The organism is Leptospiraceae bacterium (assembly GCA_015075105.1).
Lineage (GTDB): Bacteria > Spirochaetota > Leptospiria > Leptospirales > Leptospiraceae > JABWCC01.
In genome coordinates, this window is record JABTUZ010000002.1 from 1 (window position 1) to 25002 (window position 25002).

Here is a 25002-nt window from a genome sequence, read left to right on the forward strand (position 1 = left end):
ATAGAAATCTTTCAATAAGACAAATTTACAGCAGAATTCTATTAGCTTACACACTATTCATAACTTTTAGGTCTAAATTTACTTTCAATAAATTCTCTAAACCTATCAATATATCCAAAGACTGCAGGAACTACGACTAATGTAACCAATGTAGATATAACAAGCCCTCCTATGATTGCCACTCCCATTGCAGTTCTTGCTTTCGAGGCTTCGCTCATACCAATTGCAATTGGAACAGTACCTGCAATCATGGCAAGGCTTGTCATAAGAATAGGACGCAATCGAACTCGACCTGCTTCAAGAATTGCTTTATTTCTATCGTGGCCATCTCTGATCCCCTGCAAAGCATGGTCAACGAGTAGGATAGAGTTTTTTGTAACTAGTCCCATTAAAAGGATAACCCCAATCATACTAAAAATATTTAACATTTCTCCGGTCATCGCAAGAGCAAGAAATGCTCCAGAAATTGCGGGTGGAATAGCGAGTAAAATAGTAAAAGGCGTTATGAAAGATTCATAGAGACTTGCAAGAACTAAATAAATAAAAAGTAAAGCCATACCGAACGCAAGAATTATATTTTGCATTAACTCTTTAAGATCTTCTGATTGACCTACAAAAGCGTACCTTACTCCGGGAGGGAGAGGAATTTCTTTTTCTAACATATTTTTCGTAAGCTCAGTTGCAGTGGCGATAGCTCCTTTGGGCGTGAGATTCGCAGTGATTGGAATAATTCTGGATCGATCCTGACGAATAATTCTAGAAGGACCTAATTTTTCTACACCTGTACTGATTGCTGATATTGGAATAAGCCTATAAGGCGTCATTACGTTAGGAACCTTGGCTTCTTTATATGTTGATTTTAAATTCCTTTGTGATGGTTTTAATCTCATTCTTATATCGTATTCCAACTCTTTAAAGTGTAGTTTCCCTACAACCTCTCCCGCAATATGGTATCGAAGTTCAGCTCCTGCTATACCTGGAGTGACACCTACCATCTGCATTTTTTCAGGATTTAACTGGATCTGGTATTCTGGTTTTCCTGCTTGAAAAGAAGTCCCTATATCTGTGAGTTCAGGATTTCCTTTCAACTTCTCCATTACTTTTTCTGAATACTTTTGGAGAACTTCTAAATCGTCTCCTATTAGGTTTAAGTTGAATGGAAACTGGACTCCACCTACAGCACTAAAGTCATTCACTTTTGGCTTTGCATAAATAAACTCTTTTAGCAAGTCTCTGATATATTCTTTTACTTGTGCAGTATTCCTTGTTCTTTCTTTGCGAGGTACTAAAGTTATTGTAGAAACTGACACGTTAGGCTCACCATCTTGGTTTCCGACTAACGTACCGATGAGATGAACTTCAGGGATTTGTTTTAACTTATCTTCAACTTTTCTAACAACTTCTTCCATCCCTTTAAGAGATGTCCCTGGTGGCATCTCAAGAGCAACCATGAATTCTCCCTGATCATTTGGAGGCATAAAAGTCTTTTTTACGAGACTTAAAGAAAAAATACTTCCAACGAAAACTAAAAAAGCCCCTATTAAAATAATAAAAGGTCTATTCAACCCAAACTTCATTATATACACATATAGATTTTCTAAACCAGTTTGGAATTTATCAAAAGATCGAATTACAAAATTCTTCTTGTGAGAAACAGTTCCTGCAAAATATGCACTAAGCATAGGAGCTACTGTCAATGCGTCAAATAAACTGATAATCATTGCGAATACTACAGTCAAACCAAACTGCTTAAAAAATTGTCCGATGATACCGCTTAAAAAACCAACCGGTAAAAATACTGCAATTACAGTTGCAGTAGTTGCAATAACTGCAAGTGCAACTTCTTTTGTACCGATTTCAGAGGCTTTGAATGCAGGGATACCCTCTTCCAACTTTCTAAAAATATTTTCTCGAACCACAATAGCATCATCAACTAAGAGACCCACCGTTAAGGACAATGCCAGAAGTGTCATTACATTTATCGTGAATCCCATTATCAGCATCAGTACAAACGCACCAAGTAAACTATTCGGAAGTGCAAGCCCTGTAATGATTGTAGAGCGGACGTTTCCTAAAAATAAATAAACTACAACTACTGCCAATAAAATTCCTATGATAATAGCTTCACTAACGTCTTCAATATTAAACCTAATCCATTTTGACCCATCGTAGATGAGAGTTAGATTTGGTTTTCCTTTGTCATTTTTGACTTCTTCATTGATTGCATGAATTTTATCCATGACCGCATTTGCAACTGCAACAGTATTGGCTCCGGATTGCTTATACACTTCTAAAAATATTGCAGGTCTTGAAACTCTGGTAATCTTTTCTTTTTCCTTTTTCTTAGAATAAAATTTATCGAAGAAACCAACCTTTTCTTTTTTCGTTTCGATTGGTGCATAAATTGAACCGATTGATTTTTGATCTTCTGTTCCGTCTTTCACCTGACCGATCGCCTTTAGAATAATAGAATTTCCAAGCTCGCCACCAAAAAAAATAATTGCATTTTCGATTTCTTTTAATGTTTCAAATCTACCTATTGTTCTAAAAGCTGTTTCTTTCGAGCCAGCCTCGTATTTACCGACAGGAACATTACTTCCTGCGGTTTTGAACTGATTCGCTATTGCTAATGCAGATATTTGTGCAGCGTTCATCTTTTCTCGATCTAATTCAATTTGAATTTCTCTTCTGACACCACCTGTAATTTTAATCGCACCGACATTACTAATTCTTTCTAACTGTGGTTTGATTACTTCTTTTGCAAGATCATATATTTCAGCATCTGATAAATCGGCAATAAGACCATAACGAACAATGGGTTGATCTGCCGGGTCAAATCTAATGATCACAGGCTCTTCAATTCCATCCGGAAGATTTCTTCTGACTTTGGCAGTTTTGTCTCTGACTTGTTGCTCTGCATATTTTATGTCTGTCGATAAATTAAATTCAGCAATAACAAGAGAAAGACTTTCCTGATTTCTGGAAGTGAGTCGTTTAAGTCCGGATATAGAACTCAACTCTTCTTCGAGTGGCTTAGAAATTAGATTCTCAATTTCCTCTGGTCCTGCTCCAGGGTAAATCGTACTTACGGTTACTACTGGAATGTTTATATCAGGAAAAAGATCTACACCTAGTCGGTTGAGAGACACCCAACCTGTAATAAGCATTAAAATAACTAAACTTGTAATAAAGATTGGGTGTTTGATAGAAAATCCGGCGATATTCATGAATTTTTCCTTTGTTCAACACCAAAATTTAACCTACGAATCCAAAGTCAATTCCATTAAATAACCGGTTAGTTAATAAGGTGCTGTAATTTTACATTTGGTCTTAGTTCGAGTTGTTTGGATTTATGAAGCTGTCTAAGTACAGTTAGGTCCGGATAGTTCTTCGGCACAATTTGATTTTTTGCTTGTTTCACTTTTTTATGTAGCTCTTTTGCTTCTTTCAGTTTTTCGCCACTTCTTATGTCGTATCAGCCTATTGTATCGGATAGTTTTTCTCTTGGAGAGGTAAACTCCTACCGCAATAGAACTGACCTTAGGTGGAACTCCAAAGTCATAGAACTTGGCAGGGATGAGTATGTCCCATCCGGCAATGTCAAGTAACAAAAGAAGAGTAAAAAGAGCCGTTCTTGAAATGCCAAGCCATTGAGCAAATTCTCCCAATTCAATCCAATCTGCATTCTCAGGACGAAAGTTCTTCTTTTGCAAATTTTGCCCTTCTTCCTGATACACCGTCTTAACACAATCCAACTTCTCAAAAGTCTTCCACAGCAAAACATTCCTGTATCTCTCCAACAATTCATGCAAGTAATCCTCTCTCGAAATAGTTTCAGTCCTCGAGGTAAACTCATCCATATACTTCTCTGGAATAAGCAGACTCGATTGGGTTCGCTCAAATTTTTCTGGGTTCATAGTATTCTCCTAATATAAAAGTTTTCATTCCTCTATCCCTGCCCTTGATATAAGGTAAAATAATATCACGATAGAAATAAAATTTTTGCAATTTTAGAAAAATTTTTTTAGTTTTTACACAAAAAGTCCCAAATCTGCACTAAATGCGTAATCTCTTGAAAACACCCAAAAAAGGTGGAGTTCCCACATTTTTGCGTGAAAGGTGAACAATTGGTATAAAGCATGCACTTTTCAGAAAAAAATGGAGTTCCCGCATTTTTGCACGAAAAGTGCAAATTTACACTAAAAGTGTATTACTAAAAAAGCATTGATTGTTCGGATTCTAAAAAAGAAATACCTTTTTGAAAACCATGATCGTATGCTTTTTCCAAGCCCTCATCTGTTGCGGTGAGAAAGTTTACTCCTATATCACCTAGGTCTATGTCTGGCTGGATTTTTAAAATAGTGGCATCTTCCATTGTATCTGTAATTTCTATAGCCCCAAACAAATCTGAATAAAAACCTCCCATTTCAGCAGAAATAGCAATTACTTTATTAAACCCGGCTGCAATTGTTTCTTTAACAGGGCACCCACAAGTATAAGCACCATCGATATATGCCTCGTTATCAATCCACGCAGGCTCTTTCCAACCTTGAAGTAATCTAGTAGTAGCATACAAAACATCTTTTATATTATCTTTGTTTAATTGGTATTTATTTATTGTTTGTTTTGTTGTCAAATATGAGTGGCTTAAGGTTTTCATTCGCCCATTTAGCATCTTTTTTATTTGCAGCAATCATTAATAATCTGCCAAGTTTCGTTGCACCTTTTTCAGTTTGAGTCATCTCCTTACCTGTTTCAGTTACAACTTTGCTAACTCCGATCATTAAACGAGTAGCTTCATCAGAAAATAAATCATCAATAAAGTCAGGAATAGCTAAATCGATTCCAATTTTAATGCAAGCACTCATATCAAAATTAAATTCTTTTACTCCATGAACTCTCATTTTCCAATAATCTACAGAGTTTAACTTTTCTAATTTATTTACAGATGCATAAATAATAGGTATAGATAGTGAAGAAGCTCCAGAATATGCATTTGGTTTTAATCCCCCTCTATTAAATGCGTCGAGAACACCATGTATAAACACACCACGAAAAGAGCTTGCAGCGCAAGCAATTGCAAAGTTCATAATTTCTCTCCATTAAAATAGAATTCAATAGTCATTTCGCATACCCCATATTTATGCATACTGCATCCCACTGGTTTTGGTTGAATTGAGTAATTAATTTCTAATTCATCGAGCCAACCAAAAATTCTTTCAACTATACCACATTCATATTTATCGATAACACCAAGTCGCCTAACGCCTTCAAAAGCAAAACATTTAGGAACTTTCCATTCTAATTTCCCGTCTTCAGAAAAGTTCATTTCAAAATTCATGAATACCCCCTTGATAATTTGAAAACTACTTCTCAAAAAATCTTGTAAATCAGTGATATTTGAAATCCTTTTCAAGCCTAAAATTTTTTTTAAGCGTTTAACCTCAATTTTCGCCATAGTACGGACTGCATTCTTATTTAATAAATTAGTTTTATCAATTCCAAATTCTTCCAAACAGCCAGCAAACCAAGTTGCATCATGTGTCATCCAGTTAGCATTTAATAAATTTTTCAACTCATCTTTTTCTAATTCTTCATAAGCTTTCATAGCATTCTCCTATTTGGCTAAACCATTAAAAATAATTTCTAAGCTATTTTTGTAATGAGTGGAGAGGTTTTTAAAATTTAAAGATGCACAAAGACCTGCGACTCCAAAAAAAATGCCTCCTACTGCCATTGAAACCTCATCAAGATTTGTAGCCCTCGGAAGTTCACCGTCATCTACCGCCTTTTTTAAGGATTGAAAAATTAATGTCCTTAGTCCGTCTCCAGATATTTTTTCTATTCCGTCAACACTTCCAAATGTTATAGTTTTTTCTGCATCCGTTACCGGTTGAACAAATTTACTTCTGGATAAAATGTCTGCTCTTGCTTGATATGCTAAAAGTTCTTTCATTAAATATGGATGAAGCTCCGAGGTTTTGCCTGTATAGGAAAAGAATTGATAAATCGAATCGAGCCCTGACTTTGATTTTTGAGAATATAAAAATAATTCAATACTCCAAAGCCCCACAAAATAAAAAAATATATCATCCTTTTGAGGAAAATAATTGTAAAACGAAGGCTCGCTTATTTCAGCTTTTTTGCAGAGATCTTTTATTTTAATTTCACTTGCAGGTTTATTTTTAAGTTCTTTGATTAAACTATGCAGAAGTCTCAATCTTGATTTTGCATATTTTATTTCACGAACTGTAAAATGGGACAAATTTACTTTCCCATATTTTTTAAAGACTTGATTTGGCACGACTGTTCTCCTGTTCTTTGTCTTGGATATAGCAAAGTAAAATTTATTTTGAAGGAATTTATCATATTATACAATATTGCCAACTATAAAATTATAGTCAACTATAAAATTATTTCTTTAGTCAATTTCTTTTTTTACAGAAAAATTGCCAAATCCGTATCAAGCACACACTTTACTAAAAATGAGTGGAGTTCCCACATTTTTGCATGAAAAGTGCAAAATCTGCACTAAACGCGAAATTTCAAAAACTCTACTAAAGCTCAAAACCTCTATCTACAAGATAAACCGATTTGCAAAGATTCTACCTCTACTATTTCCGACCTCAGACCTCCGTCATCAGTCCTCTGAATTGGAGTTCCCACATTATTGCATAAAAGGTGAACAATTGGTATAAAACATGCACTTTACTGAAAAATTGGAGATCCCACATTTTTACACGAAAAGTGCAGAATTTGCATTAAACGCGAAAAAGAAAAAACTTCCCAATATAGGAATCTATCAAAAATAATTTAATAGCTTTTCTTTCTAACTAAAAAATAAATCAGAAGCCATACAGCACTTCTCATTCCCATTGCAAATATACTTTTAGTAGCAACATGAGCACTTGTGAAAAAAATAAACAAGAGAATAAATAATACTAAAATATTTCCAATAAGCACAACCGAGGTGAGCTGGATTCGCAAAGTGGAATTTTTCCAGATAAAAAATGCTACTGCCAGAGAAAAAATAGCCATCCCTACATTGTAAAATACAAGCCATAACAGAACAATTTCATCTGATTTTCTATGCCCCAGGATAACAGAGATTCCTTCGATTATAGAAGGGATTGCGATAAGGAGAGATAGGAAAACTGAAAGTTTTAATGTATATTTTTTCATAACTTCCTTGACAAATTGAAAATAGTTAGTATCCAAATATTTAGGAGCCTAATAATTTGTCAAATTGAATATGAGTAGAAATTTAACCATTCTAACATCTGAAACCATGAAAGACATCCAAAATCGGATTCTATCGCAAAATCCTAAATTAAATAAAAATTCTATAATGGTTAGTTCGCGAGCTTTGCTATTTACAATTCAGTTAAGTTCCTTATTAGATTCTTATTTTCAATCTTCAGGGTTATCTCAGCCTGGATTTTTAACCTTACTTATATTGAATACGTTATGCGAAAGAGAATGGACTGTTTTAGAATTGTCTGAAGTGATTCGTGTTAAACCTCCAACCATGACTGGAATTTTAGACACTTTAGAAAAAGAAGATCTAGTAATTCGCAAGAAGTCGAGTAGAGACAGAAGAATAGTAACAGTGGAGTTAAGTAAATCTGGAAAAAAGAAAATCAGAAAAATTGGTCCTATTCATTTCTCAAACATTGAATCTGCTTTTGGAAAATTGGATGAAAAATTTTTTAAAAGTCAGAAGAAAATCATGAATAAAATCGAAGGTGCATTTTTAGAGTTTTCAAGGAGAGGTTTAAAATGAAAAATATAGTTCAGTTTTTTATAGAAAGGAAAATGGTATTGGATATTTTTCTTGCAGCGCTTTTTCTTTTTGGGTATTTCAGTATTGTAAACTCTAAAAAAGAAGGTTTTCCTGAAATACCACTAAATAAAATTTTTGTACAAACAATTGTACCAGGTGGTTCGGCTAAGGATATAGAAATCAATGTAACTTCAAAGATTGAAGACCAGATAAAAGAAGTAGAAGGGATCAAAGAAATTATATCTTATTCAGAAGAAGGTGTTTCAAAGATTGAGATACAAGGCTTAGAAAAACTAAAACCCAGTCAATTTCAGAAGTTATTTTCAGATATTGAAAATGCAATTTCTAAGATAGATGACTTTCCTACAAATATAAAAGGCAAGCCGTCTATTTGGGAGGTCAAATCTTCTGATATGCCTGTTATGGAAATTGCCTATACAGGTGAGTATAAAAACCTAAAACCTTATTTAGAGGATTTGAAAGAAAGATTAAGGGTCTTAAAAGGTGTATCTAAAATAGATATTATCGGTTTGGGTGATGAAGAAATACTGATCAAAGTAGACCCAGTGAAAGCGAGAAACAATTTTTTGGATTTAAGAGCTATAGCAAATTCATTAAAAATGCGTAACCAAGAAGGCTCCGCAGGAATCATTTACTCAAACGAAGGAGAAAAAAAAGTTACCCTAGAAGGAAAATATAAAACTACAACCGAATTACTAAATACTGAATTAGTTACAAATGAACTAGGAAACTCTATCAAACTAAGAGACGTAGCACAAATTGAATTTACACCAGAAGATAAAAAGCTAATCGTTAGAAATAATGGTAAACCGGGTGCGCTTCTTGCTATAAGAAAATTAGGCTCTGAAGACTTACTAAAAACTGTAGATAGGGTAAATGAAGTTTTAAAAAAAGAAATCTTACCAGATGGGGTTGAGTCTTTGGTTTTGTTAGATCAATCTACACTTACAAGAGATAGAATTAATCTACTTGTTGGAAACTCTATCATGGGTTTTATTTTAGTAGTTTTAGTATTATTTTATTTTTTAAATTTTCAGACTGCATTTTGGACTGCATTCGGAATTCCTTTTTCTTTGCTTGGAATGTTGATATTTTTAAAAGTCATGGATATTTCTATAAACCTAATTTCACTTGCTGGATTTATTATTATCATAGGTATGCTTGTGGACGATGCAGTAGTTATTGCAGAAAAGTACAACACTAACTTAGAATCAGGAATGGGGAAAATTGACTCTGCGGTAAATGCGGTTCAAAGAATGTGGGCTCCAGTTGTTGCATCGGCTCTTACTACTATGGTTGCATTTGCCCCACTATTTTTGGTAGGTGGGTTTCCGGGTGCTTTCATCTGGACTATTCCTTTAATGGTGATCGTCGGGTTAAGCGTCTCTTTAAGTGAAAGTTTTTTTATACTCCCTTCTCATTTACTCCATTCGAATATTAAAAAAGTACAGCAAAAAAAAATTATGGAAGTACTCGAAAACTTATACAAAAAAAGCCTTATCTGGGCTTTACTGAATAAGTTTAAATTTCTTTTTACTGCGACCGTACTTCTGTTTCTCTCTCTATTCCTATTGAAAAATTATGTAAAAAAAGATCCTTTTCCTCAAGACGCTGCGGAAGGTTTTTTTGTAAATTTAACATTTCCACTTGGTTATACCTCAATTCAAACAGAAAGTAATTTACAAAAAATTGAAAACTTTTTATTAAATATGCCTAAAGAAGAAATTTTAGGCCTAAGTTCTAGGATTGGTGTGCAAACAGAATCCAGCACCATAGATCGCGGAATCCAAAATAATTTAGCGACCATATTTGTGTATCTTACCCCTTACCAAAATAGAAAAAGAACTGCAAACGAAATCATGGAAAACTTACGGTCTGAAATAAAAAAATTAAATGCGAAAGATAGTTTTCAGTACTCTTTGAATTTAAAAAGAATCGGTCCCCCCATGGGAAAGGATATTGAGATACGAGTCATATCAAATAACGATAGCCTAAGAGAAAAAAAGGTTAAGTCTATAGAAGAATTTTTAAAAAACAGCAAAGGCGTAAATAATATAGATACAAATTCTATTCGAGGTTTAGACGAGTATGTGTTGAAATTGAATTATCTTGTATTGTCTGTGGTTGGGCTTACCGCAGAGGATGTTTTAAACTCGATACGAATTGCTATTAATGGGATTGTAGTTACAGATATGTCTAGAACAGATGACACGGTAAATTTACGAGTATTGCTCGACGACAAAATCCATTTCAACGATTTAAAGAAAAATGATCAAGATTCTATTCAGGCAAAAAATTTACTTCCTATTAAAAATAAGCAAGGAAATTTAATCAATTTAGACCGCATGATAAATATCCAAGAGAAAACCTCTCTTGCATCTGTGAAGCACATCAATTCTATTCGTGCGGAGATTCTCACTGCTGGTGTAGATCAAGAAATAATTTCTCCTGTAGAATTAATGGACTTAGTTAGAAAAAATTTTCCAGACGAGAAAAACCTACAAATTCAATTTTCAGGGCAGCCACTTGAGACAAATTTAATTTTTTCAGGGCTAACCACCGCAGCAATTTTTGCAATTCTTGGAATTTACCTTATTATAGCGCTTATTTTTCAATCATACACAAGGCCTATTGTAGTTATGCTTTCTCTTCCATTTATGGCTATAGGGTTAGCCTTTGTACTTGTCACCCATAATATTCCTGGCTCTATGATGGTTGGTGTGGCTGTTGTAGGTTTACTTGGGGTTGTAGTCAATTCTTCCATTGTACTTGTGGATACTATTCGCGAGCTTGGAGATAAAAAAAAGTTTGATATTCAAACGATAACCGAGGGAAGCGTATCAAGGCTTAGACCAATATTTTTGACAACAACTACTACAATCCTTGGAGTAATGCCTACAGGCTACGGGATTGGAGGTTACGACCCATTTTTATCCCACATGTCTTTGGTATTGGCTTATGGTCTTTTATTTGCTACAATGATAACTTTATTTATCGTACCGATTTTACTTTTAATAGAAAATTCGATTCCTAACCCATTTCAGGGTAGTAAAATAATGAAAATCTTTTCAAAAAAACTTGCAGAATAAAATGCTTAAGCAAATTTTTATATATTATGGGAACTCAAAATATAACTTCTATACTAAATGTAATTTTTAAATTACTCGGTATTAGTTTAATAATTGGGAGTAGTTTTTTTATAATTGCATATATTCAAGAAACAAGTTTTAAGGTAGGGTCAAACTACGGACCAAGTACTAAAGTGTCAGAAGATAGTCCGATTGGTTTTTGGGGACTTAGCTTAGGAGTTTGGTTTCTTGTTTTATCTTGGGCTATTCAAAGTAATAGTAGGTATTCATTTATTACTCGTATTTTATTTACTATAATTTCATCGGCTCTTCCTATTTTTACACTTTTGTATTTTTTAAATAAGCCCTCTCCATATTCAAGTGCAATCCATGCACTCTATGATAAAAATGAATCTTACTTTAAAAATTGGGATACGAGTAATCTTTCAAAAAAAGAATTGTCCTCTTTGTTTTCAGAAAGCATCCGTCATCGTGAGCCAAAAATCGGAAGGCTGATTGCCGAGTATATTCAGCCTTTTACTTTTGCAGACGAAATGGATGATTTTGTATATTTATCTGCTATTACCTGTCAAGAGGAATTTTTTAAAATAATAAAAGAAAATAACCCGTCTCTTTATTATGCCCAAGAAAAAAATATAGAAGAAGTTTTAAAATCCAACTGTAAAAATTCAAACCTAATAAAAAAAATCCAAGGTCTATTCACAGTAAAATAAATTTCATTTTCTTAAATCTATGAAATTACTACGAAAAACCCTTTTCAAATATTGTAGTAATAGAAAGTCTAACCTTATGAAGAAAAAAGAAATTGCTATAATCGTATTTTACCTTATAGGAGTATATTTTTTCATAGATTGCAAGTCTGGAAAAGAGAGAAAGGATTTGAAGCCGCATTATACTGAAAACGGGTTTAAAAACCCATCAAGTAAGTTTATTCGCCATGGGTTTGGTGCGATGGTGAAATGGAGATGGAATAGAGATGAGTTGATTCAGTCTTCAACCGATCCCAAAAATTACCAATTTGCACAAATAAAAAATGACGGAAAAATTCTTCGTGAAAATAATTCAAATTTTTCTGCAACTTGGATAGGACACGCAACCGTTCTTGTTCAAATAGAAGGTAAAAATATTTTAACCGACCCTATCTGGTCAGACAGATGCTCTCCCGTAAAATTTGCAGGGCCTAAGCGTTATACGAAACCGGGCGTAGCTTTGGATGATCTTCCAAAAATTGACTTAGTGATTATTAGTCATAATCATTACGACCATTTAGACACAGAAACTTTAATTGCACTGGAAAAAAAATTCCAACCTCTGTTTCTTGCAGGTCTCGGTAACGAAAAATTTTTAAAAAACCTAGGGCTCTCAAAAGTGAAGGAGTTAGACTGGTGGGATGAAGTCCAAGAAAAAGAGATGAAAATTACTTTCACTCCTACTCAGCACTTTAGTGGAAGAAAAATTACAGACCTCGATAAAACTCTTTGGGGAAGTTATGTGGTATCCGGTATAAAGAAAAAATTTTATTTTTCGGGGGACACTGGATATTTTGAAGGGTTTAAAGAAATTGGAGAAAAATTCCCCGATTTAGATTTGGCTATTTTACCAATTGGGGCTTACGAACCAAGGTGGTTTATGAGTCCAATGCACGTTGACCCACACCAATCTGTTCAGGCATTTTTAGATCTAAAAGCAAAGTACATGATCCCTATGCACTATTTAACTTTTGTATTAACCGATGAAGCCTTAGATGAGCCTCTGCGGTTAGCTTACAGTGAGTTTGAAAATAGAAATATCTCTCTCGAAAAATTATTAGGATTAAAAATCGGAGAGAGTTTTTTCTTTGATGAGTAAGATTTAGAATTCTATTTTAATTGCATTTTCCATCTATATCGCAAGAGTCACCTTCTACTATCTGTATCTTTGGATTTGAGTTTTCTTTTTTCCATTCTGAGTAAGATTTTTCTAAGACCTCTAAAAATATTTCCGGTTTTTGTGCGCCGGACACTGCGTATTTTTGATTAAACACAAAAAAAGGAACTCCCGTAACCCCGATTTGGTTTGCTTCCTGTAGGTCTGATTTTACTAAGTAGGAGAAATTATCATCGCTAAAAATATTTTTTAATTCAGACTCATCTAACCCGATTTCTTTTCCTATGTCGATTAAATTTGCAATATCAGCGATATCTTTATTTTTTGTAAAATAAGCATAGAAAAGTTTTTCTTCTACTTCGTCACCAAGCCCTTTTGATTTCGCAAATTGGATTAAGATATGGGCTTTGAAAGAATTTACTACTACTGAGCCTCGTAAATTATAATCTAAACCTACACTTTTTGCATAATTTGTCACACTGTCCAGCATAGAGTTGACTTGTGCTATACTCATTCCTTTTCTTTTAGAAAGATATTCCACTTGGTTCTCTTTCGCTGCTTCAGGTGCTTGTGGGTCTAATTGGTAGCTTTTCCAGATAAGCTCAACTTCACTGTTTTCTTTAAAATTTTTTAGAGCAGTTTCGTATTGTCTTTTCCCGATATAACAAAAAGGACACAATACGTCACTCCAGACTTCTACTTTCATTTTAGTTTCCATATTTTTTTTTCTCCATATAAATTTTAAAAAAATTAACTGATGATAAAACTCCTTTCACTAAAAGCAGGTAGTGTTGAAGGCTTTTCATAAAAAAATTTTATATCTTCTTTTTCATCTGAAAGCCCAAGTGCGTATAACACAGGTACAAAATGATCTGGTGTAGGTGCTGCTAATTTACCTAGTTTATGGCTTGTTTCGTAATTTATAATTTCAGTAAAATTCCTTTTTTCAATTTGTTTTTTTATCCAAGTATCATATTCTTCTTCCCAGCTATATGGGGTCATATCGTTGTTTTGCATTTTTTGCCCTGCTAGCTGCAAATTATGGATAAGCGAACCACTACCAATAATCAATACATTTTTTTGCCTAAGAGGTTTTAATAGCCTCCCTAATTCAAAATGGTACTCAGGCTTTGCAAAATAATTTATACTCAACTGAAAAACAGGAATGTTTGCATTTGGGAATAAATGCATAATTATAGGCCACGCGCCGTGGTCTAATCCCCAATCGGCTGTTTCTGTTACACTAGGAATTATATTTTTTACTTCGTGTGCAATTTCTGGAGAGCCTTTAGCACTGTAGTAAACTTCATAATGCTCTTTTGGAAAACCATAATAATCATAAATTTGTTTCTGCTCGATAGATGCATTTACGAATGTACCTTTAGTGCACCAATGAGCAGAAATAACTAATGCACATTTTATTTCATAGTTTTTTTGTAAGTAAACTCCTAGTTCAAATAAAGCACTCCAAAACTCTCGTTTGTCTCTTGGTATTGGAATATCAAATGGATTTCCGTGAGACGTAAAAATTACTGGCATTTTTGTATTTTGTGTAGGGAGTGTATCAGTGATTTTTTTTAAACCAGCTAAATTTATATTCATAGATTTTAAGGCTTACTTAAGCTATTTTAGATACACAAATTAATACTTACAATTTACACTTTTAGTGTTTTAGATGCCTATATTTCAGCCAAGCTACCAAAATTTTAAAGTAATGCTGTTGCTTACTATATTAGACTAAATCAAATCTTTTATAAATTGATTTTTCTTCCATAAAAACTCTTCTAGGACTCCAATGTAAATTTTTTCCGATTCGAGTTAAGATTTTTTTGATTACAGTCGGGTCAGACTTACCTATGTTTGCTATCCCTGATCTTCTAAACAAAATATCTTCTGCAAATACAATATCTTCATTTTTGCAAATAAAATCAATTTCTTCCGGATAAAAAACTTCACCGTTTTCTAATTTATAGAATTCGTGTAAATTTGTATCTAAAGGAAGAGAAAATGTATCACTTCCATACCTATTTATTAGAGTCTCTAATTTTACTGAATCTAATTTAGGAAATTTTTTTGCTACGTCTTTTATCAAAGTTTTTTGGTCTGAAAAATTCCCACCGGATAAAGCTATTTCTTTTGTCTGACAAGGCTTATATTTGCCGGGTAAAAATTCTGCAAGTTTATTTACAAGCTCTTCTGCCACGCCTCTACTTGTAGTGTATTTTCCTCCAAGTGCTGCAAAAAATCCATTCATCCCGAAGTCTTTATAATCCACGATTTCAGTTTTTCTGGATGCGCTATAGGTATTGTCGGATACGTTAGACGACTCCTCAACTAAGGGACGTAAACCCCCGTAAAAATTCAAAACATCCTTTTCTCCTAGATTTCCATTTCCATAAGAATAGTTCACCTCGTCTAAAAGTTCTAAAATTTCTTTTTTAGTGACCCTCATGCTATCCGGGTCGTCTTTATACACAGTGTCTGTTGTACCTATAATGTTACGATTTCTCCAAGGCAGAACAAATAGATGAGTACCGTCTTTTTTCTTTAGCACTACAGACTTGTCTGAGGTAATTTTCCTAATTACAGCATGGATTCCTTTGGAGCGAACTAAAACTTTTTCGGAATGAACTCCAGCAATACTTTCTATAAAATCTGCATAAGGACCTGAGGCGTTTACAACTGTCTTAGAACGAAGAATGCTTTCTTTTCCACTAATTGAATCAGTCACATAGATTAGAAAATTCCCGGAAGACTCTTTAGCTATCTTAGTTACTTTTGTATAATTTAAGGCGACTCCTCCTTTTTTTCTCGCAGAAAAAATAAATTCTGTAGTGTGCCTTTCAGGGTTATAATTTGCGTAGTCGTAGTAAACTATCGAGCCTACAAGATTTTCTCTTTTTAGTTTTGGATCTTCAGCAATTGTTTGCTCTCTTGTCAATAAAAACCTATTTGGGATAATTAGGTCTTCTGTGATTCCTTCGTTTCTATTCTTAGAAATAAAATCCGCAAAGCTTAAACCCAATCGCATAATAGTTTTTTCCATAAAAGAATAGAGCGGTATCATCATGGGTAAAATTCTCATAGAGTGTGGAGAAATTTTTGCTAAAAGCTTTTTTTCATAGAGAGATTCTTTTACAAGGCCAATCTCAAGATTTTTTAAATAGCGTATCCCTCCGTGAATTAGTTTTGAGGTAGCTTGACTTGTCTTAGATGCATAATCGTCTTTTTCTAAAAGAATAGATTTCATTCCTCTAAGAGTAGAGTCCCAAAGAATATTCGCACCTGTAATCCCCCCACCTACAATGAGTACGTCAAATACTTCATTCGAGTAGTTTGAAGCATATTGTTTTCTATTTGAAGGCTTGCTTTGAATTTTTCTTCCCAATTGTTTCATTGTGATTTTCCTTTAATAAGATTCCGTGAAAAAAAACTTTCTCGACAAATTGAAAGAATTTTTCTTTTTCTGTGATTTCTTTTACAAAGTGATTTTCAATAATTACATCTACCACTCCCCTTAACATTCCCCAGCCCGTACCGACTAAAAAATATATATGGTGGTCTTCTATAAGACCTTCGTTCCTTGCTTCATTGTAAATATTTTCCATTAATTCGATTCGCTTTTTTCTTTCTTCTTCCAATTCTTTTAAAATCTTTCTTGAAATATTTTCTTTTTTAACAGAGGATTCTATAACTCGTGAAATAAAATACTCATCCGGGTGGCTCAAGCAATGCTCCAAGTATTCTCGAATTACGAGTTTCATTTTTTCTAATGAATTGCGATTCGGACATATATTTTCTATTTTTAGTCTGAGTTTTTTATACCACTCCGTTAAAATTTTTGCCATGATTTCGTCTTTACTTTTGAAATGGAGATAGAGAGTAGTTCTACCTATTTCCATTTCGTTAGAGATCATTTCCATAGTGGAAGAAAATATCCCAAACTTGTAGAATACTTTCTTTCCGGCTTCTAAAATTTCAGCCTCTCTTTTTTGGAAATTTCTTTCTTTTCTTTCTTTGATTCCCAAAAGTTTAAAGCCCAAGCATCCCCCCGGGATTCATAACTCCGGAAGGATCAAAATTTTTCTTTAAAGATTGAAGAGTTTTTAAACCCAATTCGCCTACCTCTGATTTCATCCAAGGAGAAAGCATTCTTCCTATTCCGTGATGGTGAGATAGAGAGCCTCCATTTTTGTGGATTGCATCAATGATTTCCTTTTGGTATTTAGTAAAATCAAGAATCTCGTCCCCTTTTTTCATCGGACTCATAAATATAAAATATAAGTTCGCGCCATTTTCATAAGCGTGAGAAATATGAACTAAACAAAAAGTTTCAGTACGTGACTTCACAACTTGTCTGACCTTCTCCCAAAGATTAAGTAAGTTTTCCCAGCTAACCGCAGTTTCTAAAGTGTCGAGCATCATCGCTTGATCCATAAAAGCATCTCTAAGATAGGCACTGGAATATCTTTGCTCCAACCATTTTTTTACCGGGCTTTTTCCTGTTTCAAAACCGGAATATTTCTTTGCAATTTTTTTAATCTTCTTTAATACAAATTTAGAATAGTCCTTGTCTCCATCTACAATTATGTGCATGAGACTTCTGTTCATTGGCGTATATCCGATTAAGGTTAAAAACTTATCTGCAATGCTTCCAGTTTTACCGCTCATTTTAAAAGCAAGCTCTGTTTCCTCCGGGTCTTGCAGCCTAAAAAAATGCGGAAGTCCAAAACCTCCTTGCATAACTTCCCTCATTGCGGTAACCGCACTTTCAAAATCTTTAAACATAAAAGAAGTTAGAGAAGAGTTCAGAGGATTGTATTTTCTTACCTTCATAGTAATCTCTGTGATAACTCCAAAAATTCCCTCCGAGCCAAGAATGATTTGGTCTATATCAGGACCAATCGATGCTGCCGGATAATCCTTTGTAACTACTACACCCTCTGTAGTCACCATTCTAAGAGAGATTAGCATATCTTCCATCTTGCCGTAACCGGTTGATGCTTGACCTGCTCCTCTTGCAGCTACCCAACCACCTGGTGTAGAATACTCAAAAGACTGTGGAAAGTGCCCGCAAGTATAGCCTTTCTCATTTAAAAATTTTTCCAACAAAGGCCCTAGTATCCCAGCCTCTACTGTTACCGTAGAATTTTTCTCATTTAGGCTTTTTACTTTTGTAAAGTGCTTGGACAGGTCTAAAGAAATTCCTCCTTTTGGCAGCTCCAAAGCGCGAGTTACAGAAGTCCTTCCCCCACAAGGGACTACAGGGATTTTTTTAGATTTGCAAATAGATAGAATTCGTATAACTTCCCTTTCGCTTCTAGGATAAATTACCGCATCGGGAGGGTTATCGATTATTCCTTTTCGAGCTTTTAAAATTTCTAAATAAAGTTTCGCTCCAGAATGCTTTGCCCGGTCTATGTCGGAAATAGAATAATTTTCCTTCCCTACAATGGAAATAAATTGTTTTGCGATCTGTGTAGAAATTTTGCTTTTCTTTGAAAGTTTTACTTCTACATTATTTTCTAAGTAAGGAATAGTTAAAATTTTCATGTTGTAGGACTCGCTCAAAAATTCTTGAACGTGAGGCTGCAACTTTTCTTCGTGCTTGTAGTCTCCCCATTTGTATATATCTCTGTATGTTCTTTCCACTATTTTTTCTCCTTTAAATTGTTTAAAATTTACACTTTGTTAATTTATGACACAGTGTCAAAATTATGCAAGTTTTTTTTTCCTCTTGGATGAAGTTTGAGGTTGTGAATTCCGAAAATAGTAAAGTAGTTGAAAAATGGAACACTGGCAAGACAAGATAAGACATAAATCGAAAAAAAAGGAAGCGAGAAAACCCTTAGAAAATCAAAAGAGTGACTCTCAAGGCAGCAGTCTTTTTATTGTAAAACCCCTAAATCGTTACAAATTAAAGCAATTATTTTACTCCATTTTTCATAAATAATTCGTTTTTTATTTGCTTTTTTTCTGAAAATTTGCCGCAGTATCCTTGTCTAAAAATCAATAATTCTGAACATGGGATAATAAATATTCACTTCTCGTTCAAGAGGGATAAACATGAAATCAATAAACACTATTCTAATTTCTATCGCTTTTATAACCACTTTGATTCATTGTGGTGGAAAAAACAAACTCGATCCCGGATCCATAAATACTCTTAAAAGTATTTTAGAAATGAATCAATCTATACATACTGTGTTATTTTCTGATGACAAGGCTTTGCCGAGTGTGAACGGACTACTCAAAACAATCGGAAACTCTAAAAATGAAGTTCAGAATTCCGAAGTAAAAAAATCTTTAGAAGCAATGGAAACAAGTTTAAAAAAGATTGGTGATTCTCCAAAAAGAGAAGATTATTTCAAAGAATTTTCTGCATTTAGTGAAGAACTTGCAGTCACTATGAAAAAATTCCAAATTGATTCTTCTTACAATAGATTTTTTTGTCCGATGGTTTCCAAAACTTGGGTTTCCAAAGGAACTCAAATCAAAAATCCTTACGCATCGGACATGAGAGACTGTGGCGAAATTGTTAAGTAATTTTTGGAAACAAAAAAACCACAAGCAAGGGATAAATGCTTCATAGACACCACTGTCTATGAAGTTTGCCCTTCTAACTGTAAATCTGTAATTGCACAAAACCCTTGGGGAGGTAGATTAAAAAGTGAATGTATCGCTATAGAAAAATTAAGAGCATTCATGAATTCAGAAAATTCTTTTTCTGTTGCCATTAGCGCATTTCAACAAGCCTCACCACACTTCATAGAAGAGTTTGCCAGAAAAAGCAAGGGCTCACTCGATCTAATCCGATATTTCTTAAATATCTCTGACCAAAAAGATATAAACGAAATCACAAGTGCATTTTCTAACCGTACGTTACTTTCTATTATAGAATTGGATCTACAGAATTTTTCAAAAATGAGTAATGAAAAAAATAGAGCAAAATTAGAAAATAATTATTTTAAGTCTAAAAATAGTTTGTTTTGGAATTTTGTATCTTCAAAAAAAATTTGCAACTTTATTCATTTCCTGATGAAGGAAAAAGAAGAATCCTCACTCGCAGCTCAATTTCTTTTGGTACTGCCTCCGGAAATAATTTCACAATTGGAAAACTATGCAAACCTATCCGATGAAGACGAGAAGACACTCTATCATGCACTTGGGGACGGGATTTATGAACTTCCACTAAAGTCTCCAAAAATTTATCAGCACTTATTAGAGCTATTTAAAGATGATTTGGAAATTTTCTTCATACTACAAACGATGGAAGAGTTGGTAAAAAGAAAAGCAATGATAATCAACACTACAGAGATTATTATTTCTGGATATAAAAAACACGGATACGCTTTATCGTTTCAGGCGATCTATTCAGAATTGTATGGTATGGAAATCGAGCTAATAGTAGAAATCTTGGGTCAGCTAAGAGAAAGAAACATTCTGACTCTTAGCGAGAAAAATTCACTTCAAAGATTGTTTGAAAGTGGTGGAATTGATTTTATCAAGGGAATAAAAACTGAGATTTTAGGGAAGTAACACTTTAGAAAATTTATTTACTTATTAAATGATTTAGAGAATGTACTTTTTGAAACCCAATAGGTAAAGAATGAGAAATCGTAAAGTGGAGAAATTCTTTTGCACGATAAATTGATTCGACTAAAGAATGACCCTTGGCTAAATAAGCACAAATTGCACTGGAGTAGGTGCACCCGGTTCCGTGAGAATTTACACCATGGATAAAATTTTTAGTAAATGTATGTATATTTTTTCCGTCAAATAAAACATCCGTAGCTTCGTCGGTATTTTTCAAGTGACCACCTTTTAATAAAACCGGAACACCAAAAAGCTCATAAATTGATTTTACAGAAGCCTCCATTTCAGGTCTTATTGTAATTTTTTTATTCAGTAAAATTTCTGCTTCATCAAGGTTTGGAGTAATTAGATCAGAATAAGGAAGAAGATCTTTTTTTAAAGATTCAATTGCATCTTTTTGTAAAAGTAAGGCACCGCTCGTGGCTACCATAACCGGATCAACGACTAACTGAAAATTTCTATTTTTCGCAAACTCCGAAACCTTACGAATGATTTTTTCTGAGAATAGCATCCCTGTCTTAACTGCATTCACAGGAAAAAATTCTAATACAGACCAAATCTGATCTTCTATAATTTCTAAAGGCACTTCTTGGATCGAAGAAACTCTATCTGGATTTTGAGATGTGATACAAGTAATTGCAGTTGTCCCATAAACTTTTAGTGAAGTAAAAGTTTTTATGTCCGCTTGAATCCCGGCTCCTCCACCAGAATCCGAGCCTGCAATAGATAGAGTAACAGGGAAAAGACTCAAATCTATGGCCAACCGTATTTTTTTAAATCTACCGTGTTATTTTCATCGAATTCAATTCCCTCAGAAGAAAGAATTTCTTTTTGAAGTAAGTAACGCACTGTGTCTCCTTTGAAGCTGATCTGCCCTTTTGAGTTTATCACTCTTTGCCAAGGAATTGTATCGTCTTTGGATACGTGTAAGGCATAACCTACTGCTCTTGCCGCCCTTGGTTTACCAAGAATTACCGCAATCCTGCCGTAAGTAGAGATTTTTCCTTTTGGAATTTTTTTTGTGACTTTGTACACTTCTTTGTAGAAGTTTGACATACTTTCTAAGAGTGTCTTTTCTTTAATTCTTCCAAGATAGTTTGAAAAGAAATTCCTTTTTCTACCAACAAAACTTCTAAATGAAAAACTAAATCGGCTACTTCATGGATGAATTCTTCTCTATCTGAATTTTTAGAAGCAATGATTACCTCGCCCGCCTCTTCGCCTATTTTTTTTAAAATTCGGTCAATACCACCTCTAAAAAGATCGGCTGTATAAGATTTTTCAGGTTTCTCAGTTTTTCTTTTTTCGAGAGTTTTTTCTAATGCAAATAAAAATTCCATATATTCAATGGTCTAAAAGAATGAGTATAAAGTAAAGAAGGATTTTTTTGAATTATAGAATACTGACATTTTTTTTGATTTGCTGGAGTCTATCCCCGACAAAACTATATAGCGAAACTATTTGGTTGAAATCAATAAAGCAAGGTTTTGAACTCGCAAAAAAAACAGGTAAACCTATTGTAATTGATTTGTATGCCGACTGGTGCTCCTATTGTAAAGTGTTGGAAAACGAAATTTTTCCTTCTACACCGGTTACCAAAGAATTAGAAAAATTTATTCCTGTTCGATTGAATGGAGAAGAGTTCCCAAATCTTATGAGCCGTTACGAGGTTAAGGGTTACCCTACAATTTTATTTTTAGATAAGAACGGAAATTTTATAGATAAACTAACCGGTCTTCCTTCTAAAGAAATGGTTTTATCAAAACTAAAAATTGTTTATGAAAAAAAAGATATTGAAGGAATTTTACTCGCCAACCACAAAAAAGATCCCGATGGAGTGGAAATTAATTACAAACTCGGAATTTATTACTACCAAAGTGGAGATATCCAAAAATCAGAAAAATATTTCTTAACTTCCGTCAATTCAAAAAAGATAGAAGCCCCCGATAAAAGATACAATTCAAATTACAATTTATGTTTAATTCAAATTGAAAAAGAAATGTACCTAGACGCAGTGAATTGCTGGACCAAATATTTAGAAACCTACCCTCCTCCAAAAGGAGACGAGCGTTCTGCCAGATATTACAGAGGACTTTCACTTAGTAAACTTCAAAGAATCAAAGAAGCCAAAGAAGACCTTGTGAAAGCGAAAGAGCTTGCAGGAAATGTAGAAGAAAAAAAACAAATTACAAAAGTACTGAACTCTTTAAAATAATTATTTATAAGAATAAAATACATCCCAGATTCCCCAAAACCTTCCGACGCTTGAATAATTCGGAGAAAGAAAAACTTCAATTCTTCCATCAGGAAATTCTTCAGGAAAAACCGGGATTTTTGCAGGGTTTTTTGGAGTTTTGGCATAATCAAAAATTATCGTTTCTTTTACTTTCCCATTAATTTTTACAGATAGTTTCTGAATTGATTGAGTATTTTTTCCAATAGATTCGTAAGTAGTCAGATCAAGATAGAGGTAGAGTGTGGACTTAATTGTTGGATCAGCCGTTAAAAAAAACGATAAACCCTCACTTGGAATACTTCTACAAATCCCGTCTTTTAAACCATAAGCAGGATCATCGGGAAGAAGTTTTAAAGACTGAAAATTTGCCCACACTTTTAAGTTATCGTAACTGCAAGTTTCTTCTGGCTTTAAAGACTCCCCTTTTTCAGAGAGATGAGTAAAATTAATATATTTTTTTATATCCGGCAATGTTTTTGATGCCAAATTAGAAATAAAAAAAAACATGAAAATAAGAAATAAAAATTTCATTCTATACTTATATTCGGATTTTGAGTTAGTGAATCGGAGGAAAATTTGCATATCATTCGAGATTTAAACAGAATTTCAGATGAATTTTCTAAAGGCTCAATTGTAACCCTAGGGAATTTTGACGGAATTCACCTCGCCCACGAGGCACTACTAAAAAACCTTGTCACAATTTCAAAATCAAAAAATTTGCTTTCTGTTGTCGTTACCTATTTTCCTAATCCTGCACTGGTGCTAAGAAAAAATTCTAACTTTAAAAATATTGTAACTCAAGAAGAAAAAGAATACCTAATTAAAAATTGTGGGGTAGATTTTCTTGTTATCATCCCTTTTACTCAAGAACTTGCAAATACCAATGCTGAGATTTTTTTAAAAAACATATTAATAGAAAAATTAAACGCAAAAGAAATGATTATCGGATTCAACCATTGCTTTGGAAAAAATCGTGAAGGAGATTTTGACTTTTTACTTAAGCATTCCAAAAAATATAATTTCCAGGTAGATAAATTTGAGCCTGTGTATTTTGATGAAGAAAAAATTTCCAGCTCTCTTGTCAGAAATTTAATTTTACAGGGTGATATAGAAAAAGCAAATAAACTGCTTGGAAGAGGTTTTGACGTTCAAGGAAAGGTAAAGCATGGCTTTCATAGAGGAAAACAAATCGGATTTCCAACTGCCAATATCGAAATTCCACAAGAAATTATTTTGCCTCCTGTTGGTGTCTATGCTTCTCAAACTGAAATCAAAGGAGATGTATATTATTCTATGACCAATATTGGAACAAATCCAACTTTTGAAAATAATGCCTTGAGTATAGAAACTCATATTTTGGATTATACGGGGGAATTACACGGTAAGGAACTGAAAACAATTTTTGTAAAAAGAATCAGAGACGAAAAAAAATTTTCATCTATTGATTCTTTAGTTCGCCAATTGCATGAAGACGAAAAAATTTGCAGATCCTTGTTTGGGATTTGAGAACAGACATTCTTGATATGATTTAACACTACAACAGTAAGAAGTTGATAGGGTGCTTTTTATGTAATTGTAGAAAATTCAATTTTTGTGGGATCTCCACTCTTTTCTGTAAAGTGCATGCTTTATACCAATTGTTCACCTTTCACGCAAAAATGTGGGAACTCCACTTTTTTAGGGGATTTCAAGAGTTTACGCCTTTAGTGCAGATTTGGGACTTTTTCTGTAAAAGCTAAAAAAATTTTCCAAAAATTACAAAAATTTTTTTTCTAAAGCAAACTTTTTTTACCTTATAAAGAAGAGCAGAAAAATTTACTTTAAGGAGAAATTTATGAACCCAGAAAAATATGTAGAAACACAATCGAGCTTGCTTGTTCCGGCAAAATACATGGACGAGTTCAATAGAAGAACGACAGGTTTATCAAGGAGGAGATACCTAAACGTATTGTTGAACAGATACAGAAATGTGATTCTTTGGGGAACTTTTAAGAAGATGGAGAGGGTGAAAAAGGCCTATCAAGAAGTCGGGCAAAATTTGCAGAAGAAGAATTTTACCCCATATAACGAGGACTGGATTGAGCTTGGCATTCTTGCAGACTGGCTCGGTACCACAAAGACAGCTCTTTTTACTCTTCTGTTAGTGCTTGACCTTGCCGAATGGGACATAATTCTCCCCGGCAGATTCTTCGAGAATGGAGTTCCCACCCCGGTGACCACGATTGCGGGGGGAGCTTACCTCTCCAAGAGAAAAACGACCCGCTACAATAGGCTGATACGACAAAAGAGCAAATATTAGTAAAATAAGAGAAAAGAAAAAATATACTAAGATGACAACATGCAAAATATATTAGACATGCTATACCAACAGCCTCCAAAAAGTGCAGCTAATTACTTTTCCATGCAATCAG

Annotated in this window: 25 protein-coding genes; 9 read left to right on the forward strand and 16 right to left on the reverse strand. The window is 33.9% G+C overall.

Annotated elements, in window-relative coordinates:
* Positions 1–53 precede the first annotated feature (53 nt).
* The 7 genes from HS129_09920 to HS129_09950 form a co-directional block, all read right to left on the reverse strand.
* On the reverse strand, positions 54–3227 hold the full coding sequence (locus tag HS129_09920) for an efflux RND transporter permease subunit (GenBank protein MBE7412356.1): 3174 nt from the start codon (positions 3225–3227) through the stop codon (positions 54–56).
* A 198-nt stretch (positions 3228–3425) separates the two neighbouring features.
* A complete protein-coding gene (locus tag HS129_09925) occupies positions 3426–3917 on the reverse strand; it encodes a DUF1564 family protein (GenBank protein ID MBE7412357.1) in 492 nt (163 codons plus the stop codon).
* A 296-nt stretch (positions 3918–4213) separates the two neighbouring features.
* On the reverse strand, positions 4214–4636 hold the full coding sequence (locus HS129_09930) for a hypothetical protein (GenBank protein MBE7412358.1): 423 nt from the start codon (positions 4634–4636) through the stop codon (positions 4214–4216).
* On the reverse strand, positions 4611–5090 hold the full coding sequence (locus tag HS129_09935) for a hypothetical protein (GenBank protein MBE7412359.1): 480 nt from the start codon (positions 5088–5090) through the stop codon (positions 4611–4613). The genes HS129_09930 and HS129_09935 overlap by 26 nt, the downstream gene beginning before the upstream one ends.
* Entirely contained in the window at positions 5087–5608 is a 522-nt protein-coding gene (locus HS129_09940; GenBank protein ID MBE7412360.1) for a hypothetical protein, read from the reverse strand. Before HS129_09940 ends, HS129_09935 begins: the two co-directional genes overlap by 4 nt.
* A gap of 9 nt (positions 5609–5617) precedes the next feature.
* Positions 5618–6304 carry a TetR/AcrR family transcriptional regulator gene (locus tag HS129_09945; protein MBE7412361.1) on the reverse strand — a complete coding sequence of 229 codons (687 nt, stop codon included), beginning with the start codon at positions 6302–6304 and terminating at the stop codon, positions 5618–5620.
* Positions 6305–6813: 509 nt separating this feature from the next.
* Positions 6814–7182 (reverse strand): hypothetical protein, encoded by a 369-nt coding sequence (locus tag HS129_09950; GenBank protein ID MBE7412362.1) that lies wholly within the window; start codon positions 7180–7182, stop codon positions 6814–6816.
* A gap of 70 nt (positions 7183–7252) precedes the next feature.
* On the opposite strand from HS129_09950, the gene HS129_09955 reads away from it, so the two are divergent.
* From HS129_09955 to HS129_09970, 4 genes are all read left to right on the forward strand, one after another.
* Complete coding sequence (locus tag HS129_09955) at positions 7253–7783, forward strand: MarR family transcriptional regulator (protein MBE7412363.1); 531 nt, start codon at positions 7253–7255, stop codon at positions 7781–7783.
* Positions 7780–10893, forward strand: coding sequence for an efflux RND transporter permease subunit (locus HS129_09960; protein MBE7412364.1), 3114 nt, complete (start codon positions 7780–7782; stop codon positions 10891–10893). Before HS129_09955 ends, HS129_09960 begins: the two co-directional genes overlap by 4 nt.
* Positions 10894–10919: 26 nt before the next feature.
* Entirely contained in the window at positions 10920–11606 is a 687-nt protein-coding gene (locus HS129_09965) for a hypothetical protein (GenBank protein ID MBE7412365.1), read from the forward strand.
* 238 nt (positions 11607–11844) lie between these two features.
* On the forward strand, positions 11845–12741 hold the full coding sequence (locus HS129_09970) for an MBL fold metallo-hydrolase (protein MBE7412366.1): 897 nt from the start codon (positions 11845–11847) through the stop codon (positions 12739–12741).
* Positions 12742–12757: 16 nt separating this feature from the next.
* Here HS129_09970 and HS129_09975 read toward each other — a convergent pair whose 3' ends face one another.
* The 5 genes from HS129_09975 to HS129_09995 all read right to left on the reverse strand — a co-directional run bounded on the left by HS129_09975 (position 12758) and on the right by HS129_09995 (position 18312).
* Positions 12758–13477 (reverse strand): DsbA family oxidoreductase, encoded by a 720-nt coding sequence (locus HS129_09975; protein ID MBE7412367.1) that lies wholly within the window; start codon positions 13475–13477, stop codon positions 12758–12760.
* Between the two features lie 32 nt (positions 13478–13509).
* Positions 13510–14361, reverse strand: a complete 852-nt coding sequence (locus tag HS129_09980) for a dioxygenase (GenBank protein ID MBE7412368.1) — start codon at positions 14359–14361, stop codon at positions 13510–13512.
* 130 nt (positions 14362–14491) lie between these two features.
* Positions 14492–16156: a glycerol-3-phosphate dehydrogenase/oxidase gene (locus tag HS129_09985; GenBank protein MBE7412369.1), complete on the reverse strand. Its 1665-nt coding sequence runs from the start codon at positions 16154–16156 to the stop codon at positions 14492–14494.
* A complete protein-coding gene (locus HS129_09990) occupies positions 16113–16802 on the reverse strand; it encodes a TetR/AcrR family transcriptional regulator (GenBank protein MBE7412370.1) in 690 nt (229 codons plus the stop codon). The genes HS129_09985 and HS129_09990 overlap by 44 nt, the downstream gene beginning before the upstream one ends.
* Positions 16792–18312 carry an FAD-binding oxidoreductase gene (locus HS129_09995; protein MBE7412371.1) on the reverse strand — a complete coding sequence of 507 codons (1521 nt, stop codon included), beginning with the start codon at positions 18310–18312 and terminating at the stop codon, positions 16792–16794. Before HS129_09995 ends, HS129_09990 begins: the two co-directional genes overlap by 11 nt.
* 513 nt (positions 18313–18825) lie before the next feature.
* Between HS129_09995 and HS129_10000 the strand changes: the two genes are divergently transcribed.
* Together HS129_10000 and HS129_10005 are read left to right on the forward strand one after the other, a co-directional pair.
* The gene (locus HS129_10000) at positions 18826–19305 is read left to right on the forward strand and encodes a DUF3347 domain-containing protein (protein ID MBE7412372.1); all 480 of its coding nucleotides are present in this window, start codon (positions 18826–18828) and stop codon (positions 19303–19305) included.
* Positions 19306–19308: 3 nt separating this feature from the next.
* Positions 19309–20298, forward strand: coding sequence for a hypothetical protein (locus tag HS129_10005; protein MBE7412373.1), 990 nt, complete (start codon positions 19309–19311; stop codon positions 20296–20298).
* A 13-nt stretch (positions 20299–20311) separates the two neighbouring features.
* Here the strand turns inward: HS129_10005 and thiD are convergent, their stop codons facing one another.
* From thiD to hisE, 3 genes are read right to left on the reverse strand one after another with little or no spacing between them, the layout of a single operon-like run.
* Entirely contained in the window at positions 20312–21112 is an 801-nt protein-coding gene (gene thiD / locus HS129_10010; protein ID MBE7412374.1) for a bifunctional hydroxymethylpyrimidine kinase/phosphomethylpyrimidine kinase, read from the reverse strand.
* Positions 21109–21411: a methylated-DNA--[protein]-cysteine S-methyltransferase gene (locus HS129_10015; GenBank protein ID MBE7412375.1), complete on the reverse strand. Its 303-nt coding sequence runs from the start codon at positions 21409–21411 to the stop codon at positions 21109–21111. The genes thiD and HS129_10015 overlap by 4 nt, the downstream gene beginning before the upstream one ends.
* A 5-nt stretch (positions 21412–21416) precedes the next feature.
* Positions 21417–21695 (reverse strand): phosphoribosyl-ATP diphosphatase, encoded by a 279-nt coding sequence (gene hisE, locus HS129_10020; GenBank protein ID MBE7412376.1) that lies wholly within the window; start codon positions 21693–21695, stop codon positions 21417–21419.
* Positions 21696–21742: 47 nt separating this feature from the next.
* On the opposite strand from hisE, the gene HS129_10025 reads away from it, so the two are divergent.
* Positions 21743–22570 (forward strand): thioredoxin fold domain-containing protein, encoded by an 828-nt coding sequence (locus HS129_10025; protein MBE7412377.1) that lies wholly within the window; start codon positions 21743–21745, stop codon positions 22568–22570.
* Here the strand turns inward: HS129_10025 and HS129_10030 are convergent, their stop codons facing one another.
* Positions 22571–23122, reverse strand: coding sequence for a hypothetical protein (locus HS129_10030; GenBank protein MBE7412378.1), 552 nt, complete (start codon positions 23120–23122; stop codon positions 22571–22573).
* Between the two features lie 45 nt (positions 23123–23167).
* Between HS129_10030 and HS129_10035 the strand changes: the two genes are divergently transcribed.
* Together HS129_10035 and HS129_10040 are read left to right on the forward strand one after the other, a co-directional pair.
* Entirely contained in the window at positions 23168–24097 is a 930-nt protein-coding gene (locus tag HS129_10035) for a bifunctional riboflavin kinase/FAD synthetase (GenBank protein ID MBE7412379.1), read from the forward strand.
* A gap of 328 nt (positions 24098–24425) precedes the next feature.
* On the forward strand, positions 24426–24890 hold the full coding sequence (locus HS129_10040) for a DUF1564 family protein (GenBank protein MBE7412380.1): 465 nt from the start codon (positions 24426–24428) through the stop codon (positions 24888–24890).
* Positions 24891–25002 lie beyond the last annotated feature (112 nt).